Origin of the sequence: Streptomyces sp. SID11385 (genome assembly GCF_010548245.1) — a bacterium.
GTDB lineage: Bacteria > Actinomycetota > Actinomycetes > Streptomycetales > Streptomycetaceae > Streptomyces.
Map to the genome: position 1 here is coordinate 1 of NZ_JAAGLR010000956.1, position 16,899 is coordinate 16,899.

At 72.1% G+C, this 16,899-nt stretch carries 20 protein-coding genes; 13 read left to right on the top strand and 7 right to left on the bottom strand.

Translation table 11 applies throughout. From position 1 onward, the window contains the following. The 5 genes from G3I42_RS29060 to G3I42_RS29080 all read left to right on the top strand — a co-directional run. On the top strand, positions 1–953 hold a 953-nt coding region (locus G3I42_RS29060; RefSeq protein ID WP_164290729.1), incomplete at its 5' end, for a phage tail protein. 29 nt (positions 954–982) lie between these two features. Further along, positions 983–1,846: a peptidoglycan-binding protein gene (locus tag G3I42_RS29065; protein WP_164290730.1), complete on the top strand. Its 864-nt coding sequence runs from the start codon at positions 983–985 to the stop codon at positions 1,844–1,846. 29 nt (positions 1,847–1,875) lie between these two features. Next, positions 1,876–2,112 (top strand): hypothetical protein, encoded by a 237-nt coding sequence (locus G3I42_RS29070; protein WP_164290731.1) that lies wholly within the window; start codon positions 1,876–1,878, stop codon positions 2,110–2,112. Beyond that, on the top strand, positions 2,109–2,372 hold the full coding sequence (locus tag G3I42_RS29075; RefSeq protein WP_164290732.1) for a hypothetical protein: 264 nt from the start codon (positions 2,109–2,111) through the stop codon (positions 2,370–2,372). The genes G3I42_RS29070 and G3I42_RS29075 overlap by 4 nt, the downstream gene beginning before the upstream one ends. 64 nt (positions 2,373–2,436) lie before the next feature. Continuing rightward, positions 2,437–3,294, top strand: a complete 858-nt coding sequence (locus G3I42_RS29080; RefSeq protein ID WP_164290733.1) for a peptidoglycan-binding protein — start codon at positions 2,437–2,439, stop codon at positions 3,292–3,294. A gap of 75 nt (positions 3,295–3,369) precedes the next feature. Here the strand turns inward: G3I42_RS29080 and G3I42_RS29085 are convergent, their stop codons facing one another. The 4 genes from G3I42_RS29085 to G3I42_RS29100 form a co-directional block, all read right to left on the bottom strand. Continuing rightward, positions 3,370–3,795 carry a DUF3592 domain-containing protein gene (locus G3I42_RS29085; RefSeq protein WP_164290734.1) on the bottom strand — a complete coding sequence of 142 codons (426 nt, stop codon included), beginning with the start codon at positions 3,793–3,795 and terminating at the stop codon, positions 3,370–3,372. Positions 3,796–3,919: 124 nt separating this feature from the next. Next, entirely contained in the window at positions 3,920–4,303 is a 384-nt protein-coding gene (locus G3I42_RS29090) for a DUF3592 domain-containing protein (RefSeq protein ID WP_164290735.1), read from the bottom strand. A 286-nt stretch (positions 4,304–4,589) separates the two neighbouring features. Next, positions 4,590–5,018, bottom strand: a complete 429-nt coding sequence (locus G3I42_RS29095) for a DUF3592 domain-containing protein (protein WP_164290736.1) — start codon at positions 5,016–5,018, stop codon at positions 4,590–4,592. 324 nt (positions 5,019–5,342) lie between these two features. Continuing rightward, the gene (locus G3I42_RS29100; RefSeq protein ID WP_164290738.1) at positions 5,343–5,570 is read right to left on the bottom strand and encodes a hypothetical protein; all 228 of its coding nucleotides are present in this window, start codon (positions 5,568–5,570) and stop codon (positions 5,343–5,345) included. 319 nt (positions 5,571–5,889) lie between these two features. Between G3I42_RS29100 and G3I42_RS37165 the strand changes: the two genes are divergently transcribed. From G3I42_RS37165 to G3I42_RS29110, 3 genes are all read left to right on the top strand, one after another. Beyond that, positions 5,890–6,063 (top strand): hypothetical protein, encoded by a 174-nt coding sequence (locus G3I42_RS37165; protein ID WP_203607508.1) that lies wholly within the window; start codon positions 5,890–5,892, stop codon positions 6,061–6,063. 308 nt (positions 6,064–6,371) lie between these two features. Further along, positions 6,372–7,196 carry an RNA polymerase sigma factor SigF gene (locus G3I42_RS29105; protein WP_164290739.1) on the top strand — a complete coding sequence of 275 codons (825 nt, stop codon included), beginning with the start codon at positions 6,372–6,374 and terminating at the stop codon, positions 7,194–7,196. A gap of 263 nt (positions 7,197–7,459) precedes the next feature. Continuing rightward, positions 7,460–8,545 carry an RNA polymerase sigma factor SigF gene (locus tag G3I42_RS29110; protein WP_203607507.1) on the top strand — a complete coding sequence of 362 codons (1,086 nt, stop codon included), beginning with the start codon at positions 7,460–7,462 and terminating at the stop codon, positions 8,543–8,545. Positions 8,546–8,631: 86 nt separating this feature from the next. Here G3I42_RS29110 and G3I42_RS29115 read toward each other — a convergent pair whose 3' ends face one another. Beyond that, the gene (locus G3I42_RS29115; RefSeq protein ID WP_164290740.1) at positions 8,632–8,838 is read right to left on the bottom strand and encodes a hypothetical protein; all 207 of its coding nucleotides are present in this window, start codon (positions 8,836–8,838) and stop codon (positions 8,632–8,634) included. A gap of 375 nt (positions 8,839–9,213) precedes the next feature. Between G3I42_RS29115 and G3I42_RS29120 the strand changes: the two genes are divergently transcribed. The 5 genes from G3I42_RS29120 (at position 9,214) to G3I42_RS29140 (ending at position 14,612) form a co-directional block, all read left to right on the top strand. Then, positions 9,214–9,699 (top strand): MarR family transcriptional regulator, encoded by a 486-nt coding sequence (locus tag G3I42_RS29120; RefSeq protein WP_007824809.1) that lies wholly within the window; start codon positions 9,214–9,216, stop codon positions 9,697–9,699. Positions 9,700–9,712: 13 nt separating this feature from the next. Continuing rightward, positions 9,713–12,268 (top strand): MFS transporter, encoded by a 2,556-nt coding sequence (locus G3I42_RS29125; RefSeq protein WP_164290741.1) that lies wholly within the window; start codon positions 9,713–9,715, stop codon positions 12,266–12,268. Positions 12,269–12,446: 178 nt separating this feature from the next. Continuing rightward, positions 12,447–13,265, top strand: coding sequence for a YceI family protein (locus G3I42_RS29130; RefSeq protein WP_164290742.1), 819 nt, complete (start codon positions 12,447–12,449; stop codon positions 13,263–13,265). 200 nt (positions 13,266–13,465) lie between these two features. Then, the gene (locus tag G3I42_RS29135; protein ID WP_164290743.1) at positions 13,466–13,996 is read left to right on the top strand and encodes a tetratricopeptide repeat protein; all 531 of its coding nucleotides are present in this window, start codon (positions 13,466–13,468) and stop codon (positions 13,994–13,996) included. Positions 13,997–14,141: 145 nt separating this feature from the next. Beyond that, a complete protein-coding gene (locus G3I42_RS29140) occupies positions 14,142–14,612 on the top strand; it encodes a PPOX class F420-dependent oxidoreductase (RefSeq protein ID WP_164290744.1) in 471 nt (156 codons plus the stop codon). 126 nt (positions 14,613–14,738) lie between these two features. Here the strand turns inward: G3I42_RS29140 and G3I42_RS29145 are convergent, their stop codons facing one another. Both G3I42_RS29145 and G3I42_RS29150 read right to left on the bottom strand, forming a co-directional pair. Then, entirely contained in the window at positions 14,739–15,515 is a 777-nt protein-coding gene (locus G3I42_RS29145) for a TetR/AcrR family transcriptional regulator (protein ID WP_203607502.1), read from the bottom strand. A gap of 500 nt (positions 15,516–16,015) precedes the next feature. Next, a complete protein-coding gene (locus G3I42_RS29150) occupies positions 16,016–16,780 on the bottom strand; it encodes a response regulator transcription factor (RefSeq protein WP_203607503.1) in 765 nt (254 codons plus the stop codon). Positions 16,781–16,899 lie beyond the last annotated feature (119 nt).

Below are 16,899 nucleotides of genomic sequence, written 5' to 3' on the forward strand. Positions count from 1 at the left end.
CGGTCGGCACGCCCGGCGGGGTCGCCCCGCTCGACGCCTCGGGCAAGGTGCCGGCCGCGCGCCTGCCGGAGGCCGCCGCCGGGGTCAGCTCCGTCAACGGCAGGAGCGGCGACGTGGTCCTGGCCGCGGCCGACCTCGGCGCGCTGACCCGTACCGACGCGGACGCCCGCTACCTGACCCCGGGCTCCGCGCCCGTCGTCTCCGTCAACCAGAAGACGGGTGCCGTCGTCCTGTCCGCGACCGACCTCGGCGCCGTCACCGCCGACGCGGCGGTCCTGCTCACCACCGACCAGAGCGTCGCGGGGAGCAAGACCTTCACCTCCGTACCCGCGACGACGGCCGACCCGACCGCCGCCAACCACCTCGTGCGCCGCTCCTACGTGGACTCCGTCGCCTCCTCCGGGAGCTGGACCCCGGCGGCCGTCGGCTTCAAGGCGTGGTCCTACGACCCGGCGACGTCGTCCGCCTCCAGCTCCCAGTACTGCATCAACGGCAACGTCTACCTCATCGGCATCCCGCTCACGAACGCGGCGACGATCACCAACGTCTGCTTCTACGTGCCGGGTTACGTGGGCGGGACGCTCGCCGCGACCTCGTACGCCGGTCTCTACACGAGTGCCGGGGCGCGCGTCGGGGTCACCGGGACGCTGGACAAGCTGATCACCAAGACCTCGGGCGCCACCTTCGTCCTCAAGCTGACCACCCCCTACACGGCGCCGACCGGGAACTACTGGGTGGCGCTGCTCGTCAACGGCCCCGACCCGAAGGGCAACGGCCCCGCCTTCATGGTCGGCGCCAGCATGGGCGAGCGGCCCGGCGGCGGCGCCTGCATGCCGGGCGCCTTCCAGCGGTACGGACGCCTGACCGCCACCGGGCAGACCTCGCTGCCCGCGAACTTCACGCCCTCCACGATCGTCCCGGACGCGAACGCGATCTGGGCCGCCGTCTCCTGACCCCCACCACCACGGAAGGACCCACCACCATGGCCACTCCCCTCACCGCCGACGCCCTCCTCACCGCCCTGCGCGGCGAGGGCGTCACCGCCGTCGAGTACGGCGACTGGCGCACCCACAACCGCAACGCCGTGGGCGCCTGGGGCCCCGTCAACGGCGTCATCGTCCACCACACCGTCACCTCCGGCACCGATGCCTCGGTCGCCTACTGCTACACCGGCGACGCGGCGCTGCCGGGCCCGCTGTGCCACGGCGTGATCGCGAAGGACGGCAGCGTCCACCTCGTCGGCAACGGCCGCGCCAACCACGCCGGTTCGGGCGACCCCGACGTCCTCGCGGCCGTCATCGCGGAGACCCCGCTGCCCGCCCCGGACGAGACCGGCGCGGACGGCAACACGCGCTTCTACGGCTTCGAGTGCGTCAACCTCGGCGACGGCTCCGACCCGTGGCCGGAGGCGCAGCTCGAAGGCATCGCGCGCGCCTGCGCCGCGATCTGCCGCGCGCACGGCTGGACCGCCGCCTCCGTGATCGGCCACCTGGAGTGGACCAACCAGAAGATCGACCCGAAGGGCTTCAGCATGGCCTCGATGCGTACCCGCGTCGCGGCCCTGCTCGCCGCCGCACCCGGCGGGGACGCCACGCGCTACCAGCCCTTCCCCGGCGACGCCTTCTTCCGGTCGGCGCCGACGTCCACGATCGTCGCCGCGATGGGCGGCCGGCTCGTCGCCGAGGGCTGCTCCGCGTACGCCGAGGGCCCGGGCCCGCGGTGGAGCGAGGCCGACCGCGCCTCGTACGCGCTGTGGCAGACCAAGCTCGGCTACAGCGGCGCGGACGCGGACGGCTGGCCGGGGGCGAGCTCCTGGAACGCGCTGAAGGTCCCGTACACGGCTTGATCCCCTTGGAAAGACCGAAGGACATCCGCATGACCCCCACCACCACCCGTGCCCTGCGTACGGTCGTCCAGACTGCCGTGGGGCTGTTGCTCGCGCTGCCCGCACTCGTGGACAGCGGCTCGCTGCCCCGCTCCCTGCCCTGGGTCGGCGGGGTGCTCGCCGTCTCGGGGGCGCTCGCCCGGCTCATGGCGGTGCCCGCCGTGCAGGCGGTGCTCCCCGGCTGGCTGCGTACGGGGCCGGACGACGAGGCACGGGGCCGGTCGTGACCCCGGCCGACGCGAACGACCCGGTCGCCGTGGCCCGTGAACTGGAGCGGCTGCGCGGCACGATGGAGGCCGGCTTCGCACGCGTCGACGGCTCCCTCGCCCTCGTCGTCCAGCGCAACGACCAGACCGACCGGCAACTCATCGACCACGAGGCCCGTATCGACGCCCTCGAACGCGCCCGCTGGCCGCTCGCCAGCATCGCCGCGCTCACCGGGGTCTTCGCCGCCGCCCTCACGCTCTGGCAGTTCGCCGCCCGCTGACCTCTTGAACGGGGCCGCCCTCACAGGGGGGCGGCCCCGTTCCCGTATCCCCTCAGGAGTGCCCATGGCCACCCCGCTCACCGCCACCGCCCTGCTCACCGCTCTGCGCGCCGAAGGCGTCGCCGTCGTCGAGCACCCCGGCTGGCGCACCCACAACCGCAACGCGAAGGGCCCCTGGGGGCCCGTCAACGGCGTGATGATCCATCACACCGTCACCTCCGGCACGGCCGCGACCGTCGCGCTGTGCTCCGCCGGGCGCTCCGACCTGCCGGGGCCGCTGTGCCACGGTGTCATCGCGAAGGACGGCACCGTCCACCTCGTCGGCAACGGTCGCGCCAACCACGCAGGTTCGGGTGACTCGGCGGTCCTCGCCGCCGTCGTCGCCGAACACGCGCTGCCCGCGCCGCACCGCCAGGACACCGACGGCAACACCCGTTTCTACGGCTTCGAGTGCGAGAACCTCGGCAACGGCAAGGACCCCTGGCCCGAGGCCCAGCTCACCGCCATCGCCCGCGTCTCGGCCGCGATCTGCCGCGCGCACGGCTGGGGCGCGGCCTCCGTCATCGGCCACCGCGAGTGGACGAACCAGAAGATCGACCCGGCCGGCTTCACCATGGCCTCGCTGCGCTCGCGCGTGAGCGGACTGCTCGGGAGGAAGACGTCCGGCCCCGCGCCGCTCGCCCCCTTCCCCGGCGCCGACTGGTTCCACCGGGCCCCGAAGTCCGCCCTGGTCACGGCGATGGGCCGCCGCCTCGTCGCCGAGGGCTGCTCCGCGTACGCCGAAGGCCCCGGCCCTCAGTGGACGGCCGCCGACCGCGCCTCGTACGCGAAGTGGCAGCGCAAGCTCGGCTACAGCGGCACGGACGCGGACGGCTGGCCGGGAGCGACCTCGTGGCGCGCCCTCAAGGTCCCGGCGGTGTGAGACGGGGGCGGAAGGCGGCACCACTCGACGGGCGTGGTCACCGGACCGGGGAGACCGAGCCCGTCCGCCCGGTCGCTAGCCGCGCAGCGAAAGCCCGATCCACGCCAAAGCGACGGGGATCAGCCCGAAAGGGGAGACGTACAGGACGCCCCACCACGGGTCGAGGCGGGTGCGGTCCTCGGCCAGCTTCGTGTCCCGGTGGTTCCTGGGGTCGTAGGAGAGGGTGACGCGCTCGCCTTCGCGGAAGTGCCGCCGGACGCCGTCCCCCTTGAGGTGGGAGACGATCGTCGGGTCCGCCGGGTCCTCGAACATGTACGAGTACGAGTCCGCCGAGCGATCGTGCATCACCAGCACACACCGGCCCACGGTCTCCCGCCTGCGCCACCCACGCCACACCTCCCCGAGCGACAGGCAGATCCCGATCCCGATCCACACGAACCCCCCGCTGAAGGCCCAGACCCTGCCTCCCGACAGATCCAGCGCCAACTCGCCGTACCGCACCGTTCTTCTCCTTGCTCACCGTGGCGACCACCGTCGCGCATTGCTGTCCATGGGCGAACGACCGGGCTTTCGGTCCCGGGGCGGAGCGGCTCCGGTTCCGGCTCCGGTTCCGGTTCCGGCCGGCTCAGGCCAGGGCCAGCACGAGGGACGGGACGAGGGCGAGGACCGCGCCGAGAAGCACGACGAATCCGGGGACCGTGCGCCACCACGGAGCGGTGAACTCCCGCAGGGTCATGGCGCGTCCCGGCCTGCCGGGGTCATAGACGAGCGCGACCGGATCGCCGAGTCCGGCGGGGTCGATGTCCGAGAAGTCGACCGTGAGGCGCCGGGGCGCGCCGTGCTGGTCCGCGTAGTGGATGGCGACATCGAGCGAGCCCGTCCCTGCGCTCGCGCTCCCGCGCTTCCCCGTCACGGGTTTTCCGTGCCGCTTCAGGAAATACCGCGGCAGCATCATCAAGAGCCCGATCGCGACGGCCGCGGCAGCAGGGACATAGACGAGAACAATCATGAGAACGGCGCCTTTCCGGCGGTGCGGCGATCAGCCGGAGGTCGGGAAACGCACGAACCGTGCGTCGCTGTCGAGTTCGGACACGCGACGCCTCGCGCCGTCCGCCGTCTGCCGGATCAGGACGAGTCCGATCGAAGAGGTCCACGGACTGCCGCCCGCGTTCGGGGCCGCCAACTGATCGTTCAAAAGCCGCACTTCCGTTCAGGGACGACGTGACCTCGACCGGCCGCACCACCGCGTCGACGCGACGCCGCGGACAGCCGCGACGAATCCGTCCACCAGGTCCTCAACCGAGTATCGAAAGGCCGACCCACGCCTGGGCGAGGGGGATCAGCCCGAAAGGGGAGACGACCAGGACGCCCCACCACGGGTCGAAGCGGGAACGGTCCTCGGCCAGCTTCGTGTCCCGGTGGTTCCTGGGGTCGTAGGAGAGGGTGACGCGCTGCCCCTCCCTGAAGTGCCGCTCCCTGCTGCCCCCGCGCACCTTGGTGTGCGCCTCGATCGAGTGGTCGGCCGGGTCCCTGAACAGGTACGTGTACGAGTCGCGCGCACTCCGGCCCGCGGACACGCACCGGCCCTCGGTCTCCCGCCTGCGCCGCCCGCGCCGCAGCTCCCCCAGCGACAGGCAGATCCCCATCCCGATCCACACGAACCCGCCGCTGAAGGCCCAGATCCTGCCTCCCGACAGATCCAGCGCCAACTCGCCGTACCGCACCCTTCCCCTCCCCCGCCGGTCCCTGCCCCTCCACGCCGTCGTCGACGCCCGGGCCCCGGACCGCTGCCGCCCGCCCTTGGATGAACGGATCATCACATCACAGGCACGGCGCGCACACCACCCCCGCACCGTCCCCATCGCCTGAGCCCGCTGCCCCTCCCCTGCGAGCCCACTCCTCCCGACCCGCGAGTCACCCCGCGAGCCGTGCCACCTCACAGCCGGCGACGGTGCCGCTTCCCAGCGACATCAGCCGCGCCGCCCCCGCGCCCGCACCGCCGGCACCGCGCCGACTCGCGCCCCGCACCGCGGCACCGTGCCGCCCTCTCACCCCCGCGACCCGTGGCGATTCGTCCCGCGTTCCTTCTCGTGGTCCTCGCGCACGCGTCCCGCGTAGTCGTCGAACTTGTCGCGGGCCTCCTCCATCGCCTTGTAGTCGTGGCCGTGGTCCCGCGTGTTCGCCTTCTCCTGGCCGCGCCGCCGCATGATGTGCAGCTCGTCGCGCGCCGCCTCGATGGCCTTCTCCAGGTTCTTCTCCTGCCGCGTGTCACGCATGACAAAAACCCCTTCGACGGACTCCCACCAACGTAACCCCGCTCCCCACCCCCGGCGATTCGGCACCGCGAGAGCCCCGGACGGCCCCGTACGCACGGGCTTCCCTGAGCCGGGCGCAGCCGGGGCCCGCGTGCGGTGACGGTACGTCGCGGCGGTGTCCACGCCTCTGCCACCTCGGAGAGGCCGCCTCCGGGGCGGAGTTCCGCGCACGGGGCCGCGGCGGGCGGACAGGCTAGACTCCCCGCGCGTACCGTACGACCGTACGATTGGGCGTCGCGGGGGCGAGGGCAGGACGTCACGCGCAGGGGAGGGGACCGGGGTGCCGCAGGCCAAGAAGATCGCGCTCTTCGCGGTGATCGTCTTCGTGCTGTACGTGATCATCACCGATCCCGCCAAGGCCGCGGACTACGTCCAGATGGGCTTCGAGGGCGTCTCGGACGGTGCGAGCGCCGTCGGCGACTTCATGACGTGGGTGGCCAACGGGGGCAAGTAGGCCCCGCGCCAGGTCCACGTCAGGTCCGCGCCGGTTCCGCCAGGTCCACACCGGTCCGCGCCGGCTCCACCAGGTCCGCCAGGTCCACGGGGAGCGCCCCGTACGTCCCCGTACACCCCCGTAAAGCCGCGTCCCGCGCCCCGTCCCGCGCCCGTACCACCGCACGCGCCCCCTCGCGCCGCCGTTCCGCGCCCCCAACACGACCTTCGCCGGTGCTTGCGCACGATGCGCATGTCTTGTGATGCTATGACCGCTTTTGACGGAAGAGTGAACAGGTCGGGTCAGGGACAGACCGAGGCGGAAAAGGGATGGCGATGACCGTGCCGGCCAGTACGACGCCCGCGACACCGCCGCCGACGACGCCCCGGAGCCGGGGTGCCGATACCCGCGCCCTGACCCAGGTGCTCTTCGCCCGGCTCAAGGACCTCACCCCCGGCAGCCCGGAGCACGGGCGGGTGCGGGCCGCGCTCATCGAGGCGAACCTGCCCCTCGTGCGCTACGCGGCGGCCCGCTTCCGCAGCCGCAACGAGCCGATGGAGGACGTCGTCCAGGTCGGCACGATCGGCCTCATCAACGCGATCGACCGCTTCGACCCCGAGCGGGGCGTGCAGTTCCCGACCTTCGCGATGCCGACCGTGGTCGGCGAGATCAAGCGGTACTTCCGCGACAACGTCCGCACCGTCCACGTACCGCGCAGGCTCCACGAGTTGTGGGTCCAGGTCAACAGCGCCGCCGAGGACCTCACGACCGCGCACGGCCGCTCCCCCACCACCGCCGAGATCGCCGAGCGCCTGCGCATCGGCGAGGACGAGGTGCTCGCCTGCATCGAGGCGGGCCGCTCGTACCACGCGACCTCACTGGAGGCCGCGCAGGAGGGCGACGGGCTCCCCGGGCTGCTCGACCGGCTCGGGTACGAGGACCCCGCCCTCGACGGCGTCGAGCACCGCGACCTCGTGCGCCACCTGCTCGTCCAGCTCCCCGAACGCGAACAGCGCATCCTCCTGCTGCGCTACTACAACAACCTGACGCAGAGCCAGATCAGCGCCGAACTCGGCGTCTCGCAAATGCACGTGTCACGTTTGCTCGCGCGCAGCTTCGCGCGTCTCAGATCCGCAAACAGGATCGACGCGTAACCGGAACGGGTACTTTCGCTTTTGCCTCCCACCAGGCCGTGACCCGCCTGAAATAGCCCTCGAAGCCCCTTTTCCCGGGTCTGCCCCGCTGCCGATTGTCGACATACCGCTACAGCGTGTTGCCGACATGTGACATTCTGCTGGAACGGCGTTTGCCGCAGCCCGGCCTCCGGTATTCAGGGGGAAGGCTGCGTTCCTCAGACGGGAGCGCCCGCCGCGACCGTCCGCGACCTCAAGGGGGTGGCATGTCCTCCATGTCCGCCATGTCCGCAGAACAGGGCAGCTCGCAGGTGCTCACGCTCAGCAAGGGCACCCCCGACGGGCTCGACCGGGTGGCCGCCACGCCTCCCGCCAGGCCCTTCGCGGGCCGCAGCACACTCGATACGGCGCTCCCGCAGCCCCGTACCGAGGCCATCACGGAGAGCCTCGCCGAGGCCGCCGCCGACACTCCGTCAGACTTGCTGCCCGCGTTGGCGGCTGACGTCCCGTTGATCGACGCGCCACCGGCCGGCATCCCGCCGGTCGACGCACCGCCCGCCGACGCCGAGGCGGGAGCGGCGCCGGAGACGGGCGCCGCCTCCTCCGCGAGCCTCGACACCCGCACCCTGTCGCGCGCCCTCTTCCTGCGCCTGGCGACCCTCGCCCAGGACAGCCCCGAGCGCGCCTACGTCCGTGACACCCTCATCGAGCTGAACCTCCCGCTCGTGCGGTACGCGGCGGCGCGCTTCCGCAGTCGCAACGAGCCGATGGAGGACATCGTCCAGGTCGGCACGATCGGCCTGATCAAGGCGATCGACCGCTTCGACTGCGAGCGCGGGGTCGAGTTCCCGACCTTCGCGATGCCGACCGTGGTCGGTGAGATCAAGCGGTTCTTCCGCGACACCTCGTGGTCGGTACGGGTGCCGAGGCGGCTCCAGGAGCTGCGTCTCGCGCTCACCAAGACGAGCGACGAGCTGGCGCAGCGGCTCGACCGCTCCCCGACCGTGCCCGAGCTGGCGAAGGCGCTCGGCGTCTCCGAGGACGACGTCGTCGACGGTCTCGCGGTCGGCAACGCGTACACCGCCTCCTCGCTCGACTCCCCGGCTCCCGAGGACGACGGCGGCGAGGGCTCGCTCGCGGACCGCCTCGGCTACGAGGACACGGCGCTGGAGGGTGTCGAGTACCGCGAGTCGCTCAAGCCCCTGCTCGCGAAGCTCCCGCCCCGCGAGCGGCGGATCATCATGCTCCGCTTCTTCGCGAACATGACCCAGTCGCAGATCGGCGAGGAGGTCGGCATCTCGCAGATGCACGTCTCGCGGCTGCTCACGCGGACGCTGGCGCAGCTGCGGGAAGGGCTGATCGCGGACTGAGCGTGCGCGATGTGCCGGGGCGGGCCTCCTTGTCGAGGCCCGCCCCGTACGCGTAAAACAACGGGTGGAACAAGAAGAACCGCTGGTCAGCCGACGGCCAGCCACACCACGGCGGCGATGACGACGATCGCCACGACGACGCCGACGATCAGTCCGACGCGCGGTCCGGAGGACGTGGCGGGCTGCTGAGCGCCGCCCTGGCGGCGCGGCGCCTCCTCGTCCACGAAGGCGCGGAACATCTGCGTGTTGCCCGCCGGGTCGGGGGTCTGCTCGGGGCCCTGGTTGTGTGCCATGGGCGGGACCCTAGCGAATCCGGGCGCCGGCCCCAACCCAGCCCCCCGAACAAGCCCGTTTCGCCCGGGTTTTGAGGCCCGGTCACGCACTTTCATCAGCCCCCGGCCGTTGAGGGGAATCATCAGCCCCTCCCGGGGGTCCCCCCGGCCGGAGGCTGGGGGAGTTTGAGGAGCGGGGTGTGGGGCGGAGCCCCACGCATCACCACCTGGGCCACAACCCCACGTGACGCACCACACTCCGCCACCACACTCCGTAACAAACGCATCCGCTTTGCAGACCCTTTGCGAAACCTTTGACTCGCTTGGTCCGATTTCGTTTGCCTGGGGCAACCATCGGTTTTATGTTTGCCTTAAGCAACAAAACGGGAGATCGAGATGGCCAAGCAGCCTCGATACGAGGAGCTGGCCCGTCAGCTCAGCGCCTTCGGCGTCGTCAAACGCAGCCTCGGCCGCATTCTCCCCCCCGACTGCCCCGGTGGTTCCGCCGCCGTCCTCCACCTGCTGAGCAGGTACGGAGAGATGCGGATGAGCAGACTGGCAGAGCTGCTCGCGGTGGACATGTCCGTGACCAGCCGGCACGTGGCGCACGTGGCCGATCGGGGGTGGGTGGAACGCGTGGCGGACCCGCACGACAAGCGGTCCCGCATCCTGCGGCTCACACCCGAAGGCACGGACCTGCTGGCACAGCTCGCCGAGCGCCACGTCACGGCGCTCTCCTACTACCTGGAGGACTGGTCCGACGAAGACGTCGACCAGCTCAATTCGCTGCTCGCGCGTTTGCGCGACAGCTTCGGGGACTGCCGGACCGCCTGGTCCAAGCTCCCGGACTCCATCGCACAGACCACCGGTACACCCTCGTAGAAGAAGGAAGTTCATGGCAACAACCACACCATCCGGTGTGCGGGGCAGCCATGCCAAGCACGGTTCCGCGGCGCCTGGCGACAACGGCCAGGTGCAGATGAGCCACCGGCAGATCATGGAGGCGCTCTCCGGGCTGCTGCTCGGCATGTTCGTGGCGATCCTGTCGTCCACGATCGTCTCCAACGCCCTGCCGCACATCATCGGCGACCTCGGCGGCGGCCAGAGCGCCTACACCTGGGTGGTCACGGCCTCGCTCCTCGCGATGACCGCGACGACCCCCCTGTGGGGCAAGCTCTCCGACCTGTTCAACAAGAAGCTGCTCGTCCAGGTCGCGCTCATCATCTACGTGCTGGCATCCGCCGCCGCCGGTCTCTCACAGAGCGCGGGGATGCTGATCATCTTCCGCGTCTTCCAGGGCATAGGCGTGGGCGGTCTCTCCGCCCTGGCCCAGATCGTCATGGCGGCGATGATCGCGCCGCGCGAGCGCGGCAAGTACTCCGGCTACATCGGTGCGACCTTCGCGGTCGCCACCGTGGGCGGCCCGCTGCTCGGCGGTGTCATCACCGACACCTCGTGGCTCGGCTGGCGCTGGTGCTTCTACGTCGGTGTGCCCTTCGCGATCATCGCGATCATCGTGCTCCAGAAGACGCTGCACCTGCCGGTCGTGAAGCGGAAGGTCAAGGTCGACTGGGCCGGCGCCTTCTTCGTCGCCGCCGCGGTCTCGCTGCTCCTGCTCTGGGTCACCTTCGCCGGTGACAAGTACGACTGGCTGTCGTGGCAGACCGCCGCGATGCTCGCGGGCGCGGTGGTGCTCGGCGTGATCTTCGTCTTCATCGAGTCGAAGGCGGCGGAGCCGATCATCCCGATGCGGCTCTTCCGCAACCGGACGATCACGCTCGCCTCGGTCGCCTCGCTCTTCGTCGGTATCGCGATGTTCGCGGGCACCGTCTTCTTCAGCCAGTACTTCCAGCTGGCGCGCGGCAAGTCGCCGACGATGTCCGGCATTCTCACGATCCCGATGATCGGTGGCCTCTTCGTCTCCTCGACGGTCTCCGGGCAGATCATCACCCGGACCGGACGCTGGAAGGCGTGGCTGGTCTCCGGTGGCGCGCTCGTCACGGCGGGCCTCGGCCTGCTCGGCACGATCGAGTACGACACCCCGTACTGGGAGATCGCGATCTTCATGGCCCTCATGGGCCTCGGCATCGGCATGATGATGCAGAACCTGGTGCTCTGCACGCAGAACCAGGTCAAGCCGCAGGACCTCGGCTCCGCCAGCTCCGTCGTCACCTTCTTCCGCTCCCTCGGTGGTGCGGTCGGCGTCTCGGCGCTCGGCGCGGTGCTCGGCAACCGGGTCAGCGACCACATCAAGGACGGCATCGCCGACCTCGGCCCGAAGGCCGCCAAGGCGGCCGGTGGCGCACTCGGCAACGGCAACGCCATCCCCAACGTGAAGCTCATCCCCGAGCCCTTCAAGACGGTCGTCGAGAGCGCCTACGGCTCCGGCGTCGCGGACGTGTTCCTCTTCGCCGCGCCGTGCGCGCTGGTCGCCTTCATCGTCACGTGGTTCATCAAGGAGGTGCCGCTGCGCACCTCGATGAGCGCGGAGCCGGCCACGGCCGGTGCCGTCACCTCGGAGGCGCCCGCCCAGGCCGCCGCCCAGGTCCCGGCCCCGCAGGCCACCACCGCCGTCAGCGAGACGCAGCCGCTCGCCACCGAAGGCGCCGGCACCGGTACGGCGACCGCCCTCGCCACCGCCCCCGTCGCCCAGGCGACGGCCGCGGAGCCCGAGGACGGCACCCCGACCGGGGGCATCCCGGTCAGCGGTTACGTGCGCGGCGCCGAGAACGCCCCGCTGGCGCAGGCGAGCGTCACGCTCATCTCGCTCGGCGGCAGCCAGCTCGGCCGCGCCGCGGCCCGCCCCGACGGCGGGTACGCGACCGAGGCGCCGGGCGCGGGCAGCTACGTACTGATCGCCTCGGCCGACGGCTTCCAGCCGCAGGCCACCACGATCGTCGTCGGCGAGGAGCCGGTCACGTACGACATCGTGCTGAGCGGTACGAGCGGCCTCGCGGGCACCGTCCGCAGCGCCGACGCCGGCGAGCCCGTCCCGGACGCGATGGTCATCGTGACCGACGTGCGCGGGGACGTCCTCGCCACGGGCAAGACGGCCGAGCGCGGCGAGTTCGCCTTCGGCGAGCTGGTCCCCGGCCAGGTGACGGTCGCGGTCAACGCGAGCGGCCACCGCCCGGCGGCCCTCCCCGTCGAGATCGCGGGCACCGGGGTCACCCGGATCGAGGTCGCGCTCCAGTCGGGCGCCCAGGTGCAGGGCGTCGTCCGCGCCGCGGGCGGACCGCTGCGCGACGCGCGCGTCACGCTCGTGGACGCCGCGGGCAACGTGGTCGGCACGACCACGACCGGGGACGACGGGGCCTACGGCTTCGCCGACCTGGACAGCGGCGAGTACACGGTCATCGCGACCGGATACCCGCCGGTGGCCACCGGTCTGACAGTCAACGGTGCCGGGGCCGAGGGCCACGACATCGAGCTCGCCCACCCGGGCGAGTAGAGAACCCCGGTGGCCCCGCGCACGCCCGGAGCGGAAGCGTGCGCGGGGCCTTCGCGGGAAGGGCCTCGGTGTGCGGCGGCCGGCAGGGGACGGCCGGCCACTTCCGCGCACCGGGGCCCGCATTTCGTCGTACGGACGCCGGGGGCGTGCTCCCGGGGGGCAAGGAGAAAGAAACCGGATGGGACTCAGCGCTCGTATCCGCACCCGTGACGGGTGGGCGGTACCGCACGCGGTCGTCACGATGACCGACATGACCGGCACGCAGGTGCTGCGCGCACAGGCCGACACAGACGGCGACGTCCACGACGCCACCGACCTCAAGCCGGGCCCGTACACGGTGATCGTCACGGCCGTGGGCTACGCCCCGGCCGCCTCGACCGCCCTCGTCACCGTCTCGGGACGCGCCGAGGCGGGGACCGTCGTCCTGGCCCGCCAGGGCGGCACCGAGCTGCCCCCGCCGGGGCCCTGGTCGATCGACCCCGTGCACTCCTCGATCGGCGCGGTCGCGCAGCACCTGGGCATCTCCAGCGTCCGCGGGCGCTTCACCCGCTTCAGCGGCCGGGTCGACATCTCCGAGGACGTCGCCCGCTCGCAGGTCAGCGCGACGATCGAGGCCGCGTCGATCGACACGGGCAACGAGATGCGCGACGGGCACCTGCGCTCCCCCGACTTCCTCGACGTCGAGAGCTACCCGGAGCTGACCTACCGCTCCACCGCCGTCGTCCCCGCGGGCCAGGACCGCTGGACCGTCGAGGGCGAACTCACGATGCGCGGCGTCGCCCGCCCCGTCGCCCTCGACCTCAGCTACCTCGGTACCGGCGCCGACCCCTGGGGCGGCACCCGCGCGGCCTTCCGCGCGACGACGGAGCTGCACCGCGAGGACTTCAAGATGAACTACAACCAGGTCGTCCAGGCGGGCATCGCCGCGATCGGCACGACGCTCCGCGTCGAACTGGACATCCAGGCGGTCCAGGGAGCGGAACTGCCCCAGATGTGACGGCTTTCCGCCGGAAAGGGCGCGCTTCCGCCGCGGCGGAGGCGCGCTTTTTTCACGCGCGGCGCGGCGCTCGCACCGGTACGGTGACGGCTGCGCCGGTACGGAGCCCGCCGCGCCGGTACGCGGCGGCTCCGCGACGGCCGGTACGCGGCCGGACGCCCCGTACCCGTACCGCCCCTTCGGAAGGACGTACCGCCGCCATGACCGCCACCGCCACGCCCCAGGACTGGGAGGTCCGCAGCGCGGAGCTGTGGTCCCGCATCGACGCCCTCGCCCCCGACGACTTCCTCGCCCGCACCGACGCGCTCGCCGCCGAACTCGGCGCGGAGCACCCCGTCGCGCTCTTCGAACGCGCGGCGGCCCGCGATTCGCTGGGCCGCACCGACGAGGCCGTACCGCTCTACCGGCAGGCGCTGCGCGGCGAGTTGCCCGGCGAACGCCGCCGCCGTGCCGTCATCCAGCTCGCCAGCTCACGGCGCGCGCTCGGCGACCCGGAGGAGTCCATCAGCCTCCTGACCGCCGAACGCGCCCACGGCGAGGACCACTTGAGCGACGCGCTCACCGCCGTACTGGCCCTCGCGCTCGCCGACGCGGGACGCGCCCGCGAGGGCGTCGCCGAGGCGGTCGCGGCCCTCGCCTCGCACCTGCCGCGCTACCAGCGGTCGATGGCGAACTACGCGCGGATGATGGGGACCGCCGAGGCGCGGAAAACCAGCCCCTCCGGCAGTTGAGGAGCGGGGTCCGGGGCGGAGCCCCGAAAGGCGGGCCGGATTCCCGGGGCGGAGCCCCGCGAGGCGGGTCGGCTCCCCGGGGGCGGCGCCCGCCGAACGGCAAGCCGCTTCTCCCGCCCCCCGGAACGGGAATAGGCTCCCGGCCATGGCACCTTCCGTCGCGACCAACACCACCGTGGACCTGGCCGGGCTGCTCGACTTCGTACGGCCCAGGCACCACGCGATCCTGCTCACCCGCCGCGCCGACGGCTCCCCCCAGGGCTCGCCGCTGACGTGCGGCGTCGACGACTCGGGGCGCATCGTCGTCTCGACGTACCCGGAGCGCGCGAAGACCCGCAACGCGCGCCGCGATCCGCGCGTCAGCGTCCTCGTCCTGAGCGACGACTTCGGCGGCCCCTGGGTCCAGGTCGACGGGACGGCCGAGGTGATCGACGCGCCGGACTCCGTCGAGCCGCTCGTCGAGTACTTCCGCAACATCTCCGGCGAGCACCCGGACTGGGACGAGTACCGGGCGGCGATGATCAAGCAGGGCAAGTCGATCATCCGCGTCACGCCGACCCGCTGGGGCCCGGTGGCGACGGGCGGCTTCCCGGCGCGGCTTGTCGAGGAGGACTGAGGCGGGGGGGCGGGGGCCGTCGGCGGGGTTGGCTGGGGAGCCGTTGGCAGGGGCCGCTGGTGAGGGTTGGCTGGGGGCCGTTGGCCGGGGGCCGCCCGTACTCGGATGGCGGCGGTCCCCGGCGGATCAGGTGGCGGCCGTCTCCCGTGCCATCGCCTCGATGCCGGTGACGAGGAGGTCGAGGGCGAAGGCGAAATCGCGCTCACGCATCTCGGCGACGCCGCCGCCCATGCCCTCGGGGCCGAAGAGCTCCTCGGTGTCGCCGAAGGACTCGACGAACTCGGGGCGGCGCGCCATCGAACCCATCGCCTCGCGGTAGTACTCGTCCTGCGTGTGGCCCGCCGCGCGGCAGCGGCGGATCACGTTGCCCTCGATCGCGCCGAACCCGTAGACGAAACGGAAGACGGCGGAGAGCGCGCCGAGTTGCTCCTTGGCGCCGAGCCCCGAATCGTGCAGCACCGCGCGCATGCGCCGTGAGAAGGCCTGCGAGCAGGGGCCGATGTTCAGGTAACTGCCCATGAGCGGGGCGACCCACGGGTGGCGGACCATCATCGCGCGGTAGGCGCGCGCGAGTTCGCGCAGCCGCTGCCGCCAGTCGCCCTCCATGCCTTCGGAGCCCGCGGTCAGCTCGCCGACCACGGCGTCGAGGGCGAGTTCGAGCAGGTCCTCCTTGGTGTCCACGTACCAGTAGACGGACATCGCGGTGACCTTCAGCTCGCCGGCGAGGCGCCGCATGGAGAACCGCGCGAGCCCCTCACGGTCGAGGAGCCGCACCGTCGCCGCCGTGATGCGCTCGCGGTCGAGCCCGGAGGGCTGCTCGCTCCTGCGGGTACGTGTCCGGGCGGCGGCGTCCGTGAGCCACACGCTCGCACGCGCAGCACCCACCGCGCGCCCCTTCACCATGCCCACCTCACCACGCTGCCCTCACCTCCGCCGCCGGAGCGGCCCTGCCGGCCCCACCCGCGCCCCGCACGGGTGTGCGGACCGCTGAGGACCGCGTACCCCATGATGCGCCCTGTCCTCGCCCACGTCTGCCACCGCGCCCCCGCGACCTGCACGGACCGGGCCGAACGGCTCGCGCGGAAGGGGTCGTTCGGCAGGACGGGGAATGTGGCGGGACGGGTGGGGCCGGTGGGGCGTGGACGGGCATCGGGCGGGACGCGAGAGGGCATCGGCGGGACCGGCCGCCGGGCGGTGGATCGCGGGTGAGCGGTGTCACCCACAGCTTGCGCGGCGGGGACGGCCATGAAACCGGACGGTGGGTGCTTTCATCCGTGCGGGTGAAGTGGAGGGGGTGTGTGGGGTGTTCGGCGGGGGTGCGGGGCGGCCGGGGGGCGTCCGTTGCGGCGGTGGCGAGTGCGGCGGTGCGGGTGAGGCGGTGGCGGTGGCGCTGCGGGCCCGGGTCAGTGGCGTCCGGCGGGGACGGCGGCGGTGGGGAGTTCGGCGGGCTTGATGAGGTATCCGGCACCGCGCCGGGTGTGGATCATCGGCTCGCGGCCGCGGTCGATCTTCCGTCGCAGGTACGAGATGTACAGCTCCACGACGTTCGCCTGACCGCCGAAGTCGTAACTCCACACGCGGTCGAGGATCTGCGCCTTGCTCAGCACACGCCGCGGATTGCGCATGAGGTAGCGGAGCAACTCGAACTCGGTCGCGGTGAGATGGATGTCCGTACCGCCCCTGGACACCTCGTGACTGTCCTCGTCGAGTACGAGATCCCCGACCGTGAGCACGGAGGTCGACCGCCGCCCGGCACCCGCGCGCCGGATGAGCCCGCGCAGCCGCGCCACGACCTCCTCCAGGCTGAACGGCTTGCTCACGTACTCGTCGCCACCGGCGGTGAGACCCGCGACGCGGTCGGCGGCGGCGTCCTTCTCGGTCAGGAAGAGCACCGGCGTATCGGGCTGCTCACGGCGCATCAGGTGCAGCACGCTGAGCCCGTCCATGTCCGGCAGCACCATGTCGAGCACGACGGCATCCGGCCGGAACCCCCGCACCTCGCGCACCGCGCCCGCGCCGTCCGTCGCGGTCCGGATCTCCCAGCCCTCGTAGCGCAGCGCCATCGAGAGCAACTCGGTCAGATTGGTCTCGTCGTCCACGACGAGCACCCGGACGGGACGCCCGTCCACGCTCGCTTCGGTGTGCCCCTGGGGCGGAATCGTGGTCATGCGCTCCATCCTGTGCGTCTCCTCTGAGAGGCCCCTTGCGCGAATCTGTGATTTCGCTGAGAAATCCGTTGAGGGGTGGCAAAGGAAGGGTGGGGGAAGGCAAAGGGGGTGGGGTGGGG

Excerpts from the sequence above, each read along its gene's own strand:
- G3I42_RS29065 (WP_164290730.1), top strand. The coding sequence starts at position 983 with ATGGCCACTCCCCTCACCGCCGACGCCCTCCTCACCGCCCTGCGCGGC.
- G3I42_RS29070 (WP_164290731.1), top strand. The coding sequence starts at position 1,876 with ATGACCCCCACCACCACCCGTGCCCTGCGTACGGTCGTCCAGACTGCC.
- G3I42_RS29080 (WP_164290733.1), top strand. The coding sequence starts at position 2,437 with ATGGCCACCCCGCTCACCGCCACCGCCCTGCTCACCGCTCTGCGCGCC.
- G3I42_RS29090 (WP_164290735.1), bottom strand. The coding sequence starts at position 4,303 with ATGATTGTTCTCGTCTATGTCCCTGCTGCCGCGGCCGTCGCGATCGGG.
- G3I42_RS29100 (WP_164290738.1), bottom strand. The coding sequence starts at position 5,570 with ATGCGTGACACGCGGCAGGAGAAGAACCTGGAGAAGGCCATCGAGGCG.
- G3I42_RS29105 (WP_164290739.1), top strand. The coding sequence starts at position 6,372 with ATGGCGATGACCGTGCCGGCCAGTACGACGCCCGCGACACCGCCGCCG.
- G3I42_RS29110 (WP_203607507.1), top strand. The coding sequence starts at position 7,460 with ATGTCCGCAGAACAGGGCAGCTCGCAGGTGCTCACGCTCAGCAAGGGC.
- G3I42_RS29115 (WP_164290740.1), bottom strand. The coding sequence starts at position 8,838 with ATGGCACACAACCAGGGCCCCGAGCAGACCCCCGACCCGGCGGGCAAC.
- G3I42_RS29120 (WP_007824809.1), top strand. The coding sequence starts at position 9,214 with ATGGCCAAGCAGCCTCGATACGAGGAGCTGGCCCGTCAGCTCAGCGCC.
- G3I42_RS29125 (WP_164290741.1), top strand. The coding sequence starts at position 9,713 with ATGGCAACAACCACACCATCCGGTGTGCGGGGCAGCCATGCCAAGCAC.
- G3I42_RS29130 (WP_164290742.1), top strand. The coding sequence starts at position 12,447 with ATGGGACTCAGCGCTCGTATCCGCACCCGTGACGGGTGGGCGGTACCG.
- G3I42_RS29135 (WP_164290743.1), top strand. The coding sequence starts at position 13,466 with ATGACCGCCACCGCCACGCCCCAGGACTGGGAGGTCCGCAGCGCGGAG.
- G3I42_RS29140 (WP_164290744.1), top strand. The coding sequence starts at position 14,142 with ATGGCACCTTCCGTCGCGACCAACACCACCGTGGACCTGGCCGGGCTG.
- G3I42_RS29145 (WP_203607502.1), bottom strand. The coding sequence starts at position 15,515 with ATGGTGAAGGGGCGCGCGGTGGGTGCTGCGCGTGCGAGCGTGTGGCTC.
- G3I42_RS29150 (WP_203607503.1), bottom strand. The coding sequence starts at position 16,780 with ATGACCACGATTCCGCCCCAGGGGCACACCGAAGCGAGCGTGGACGGG.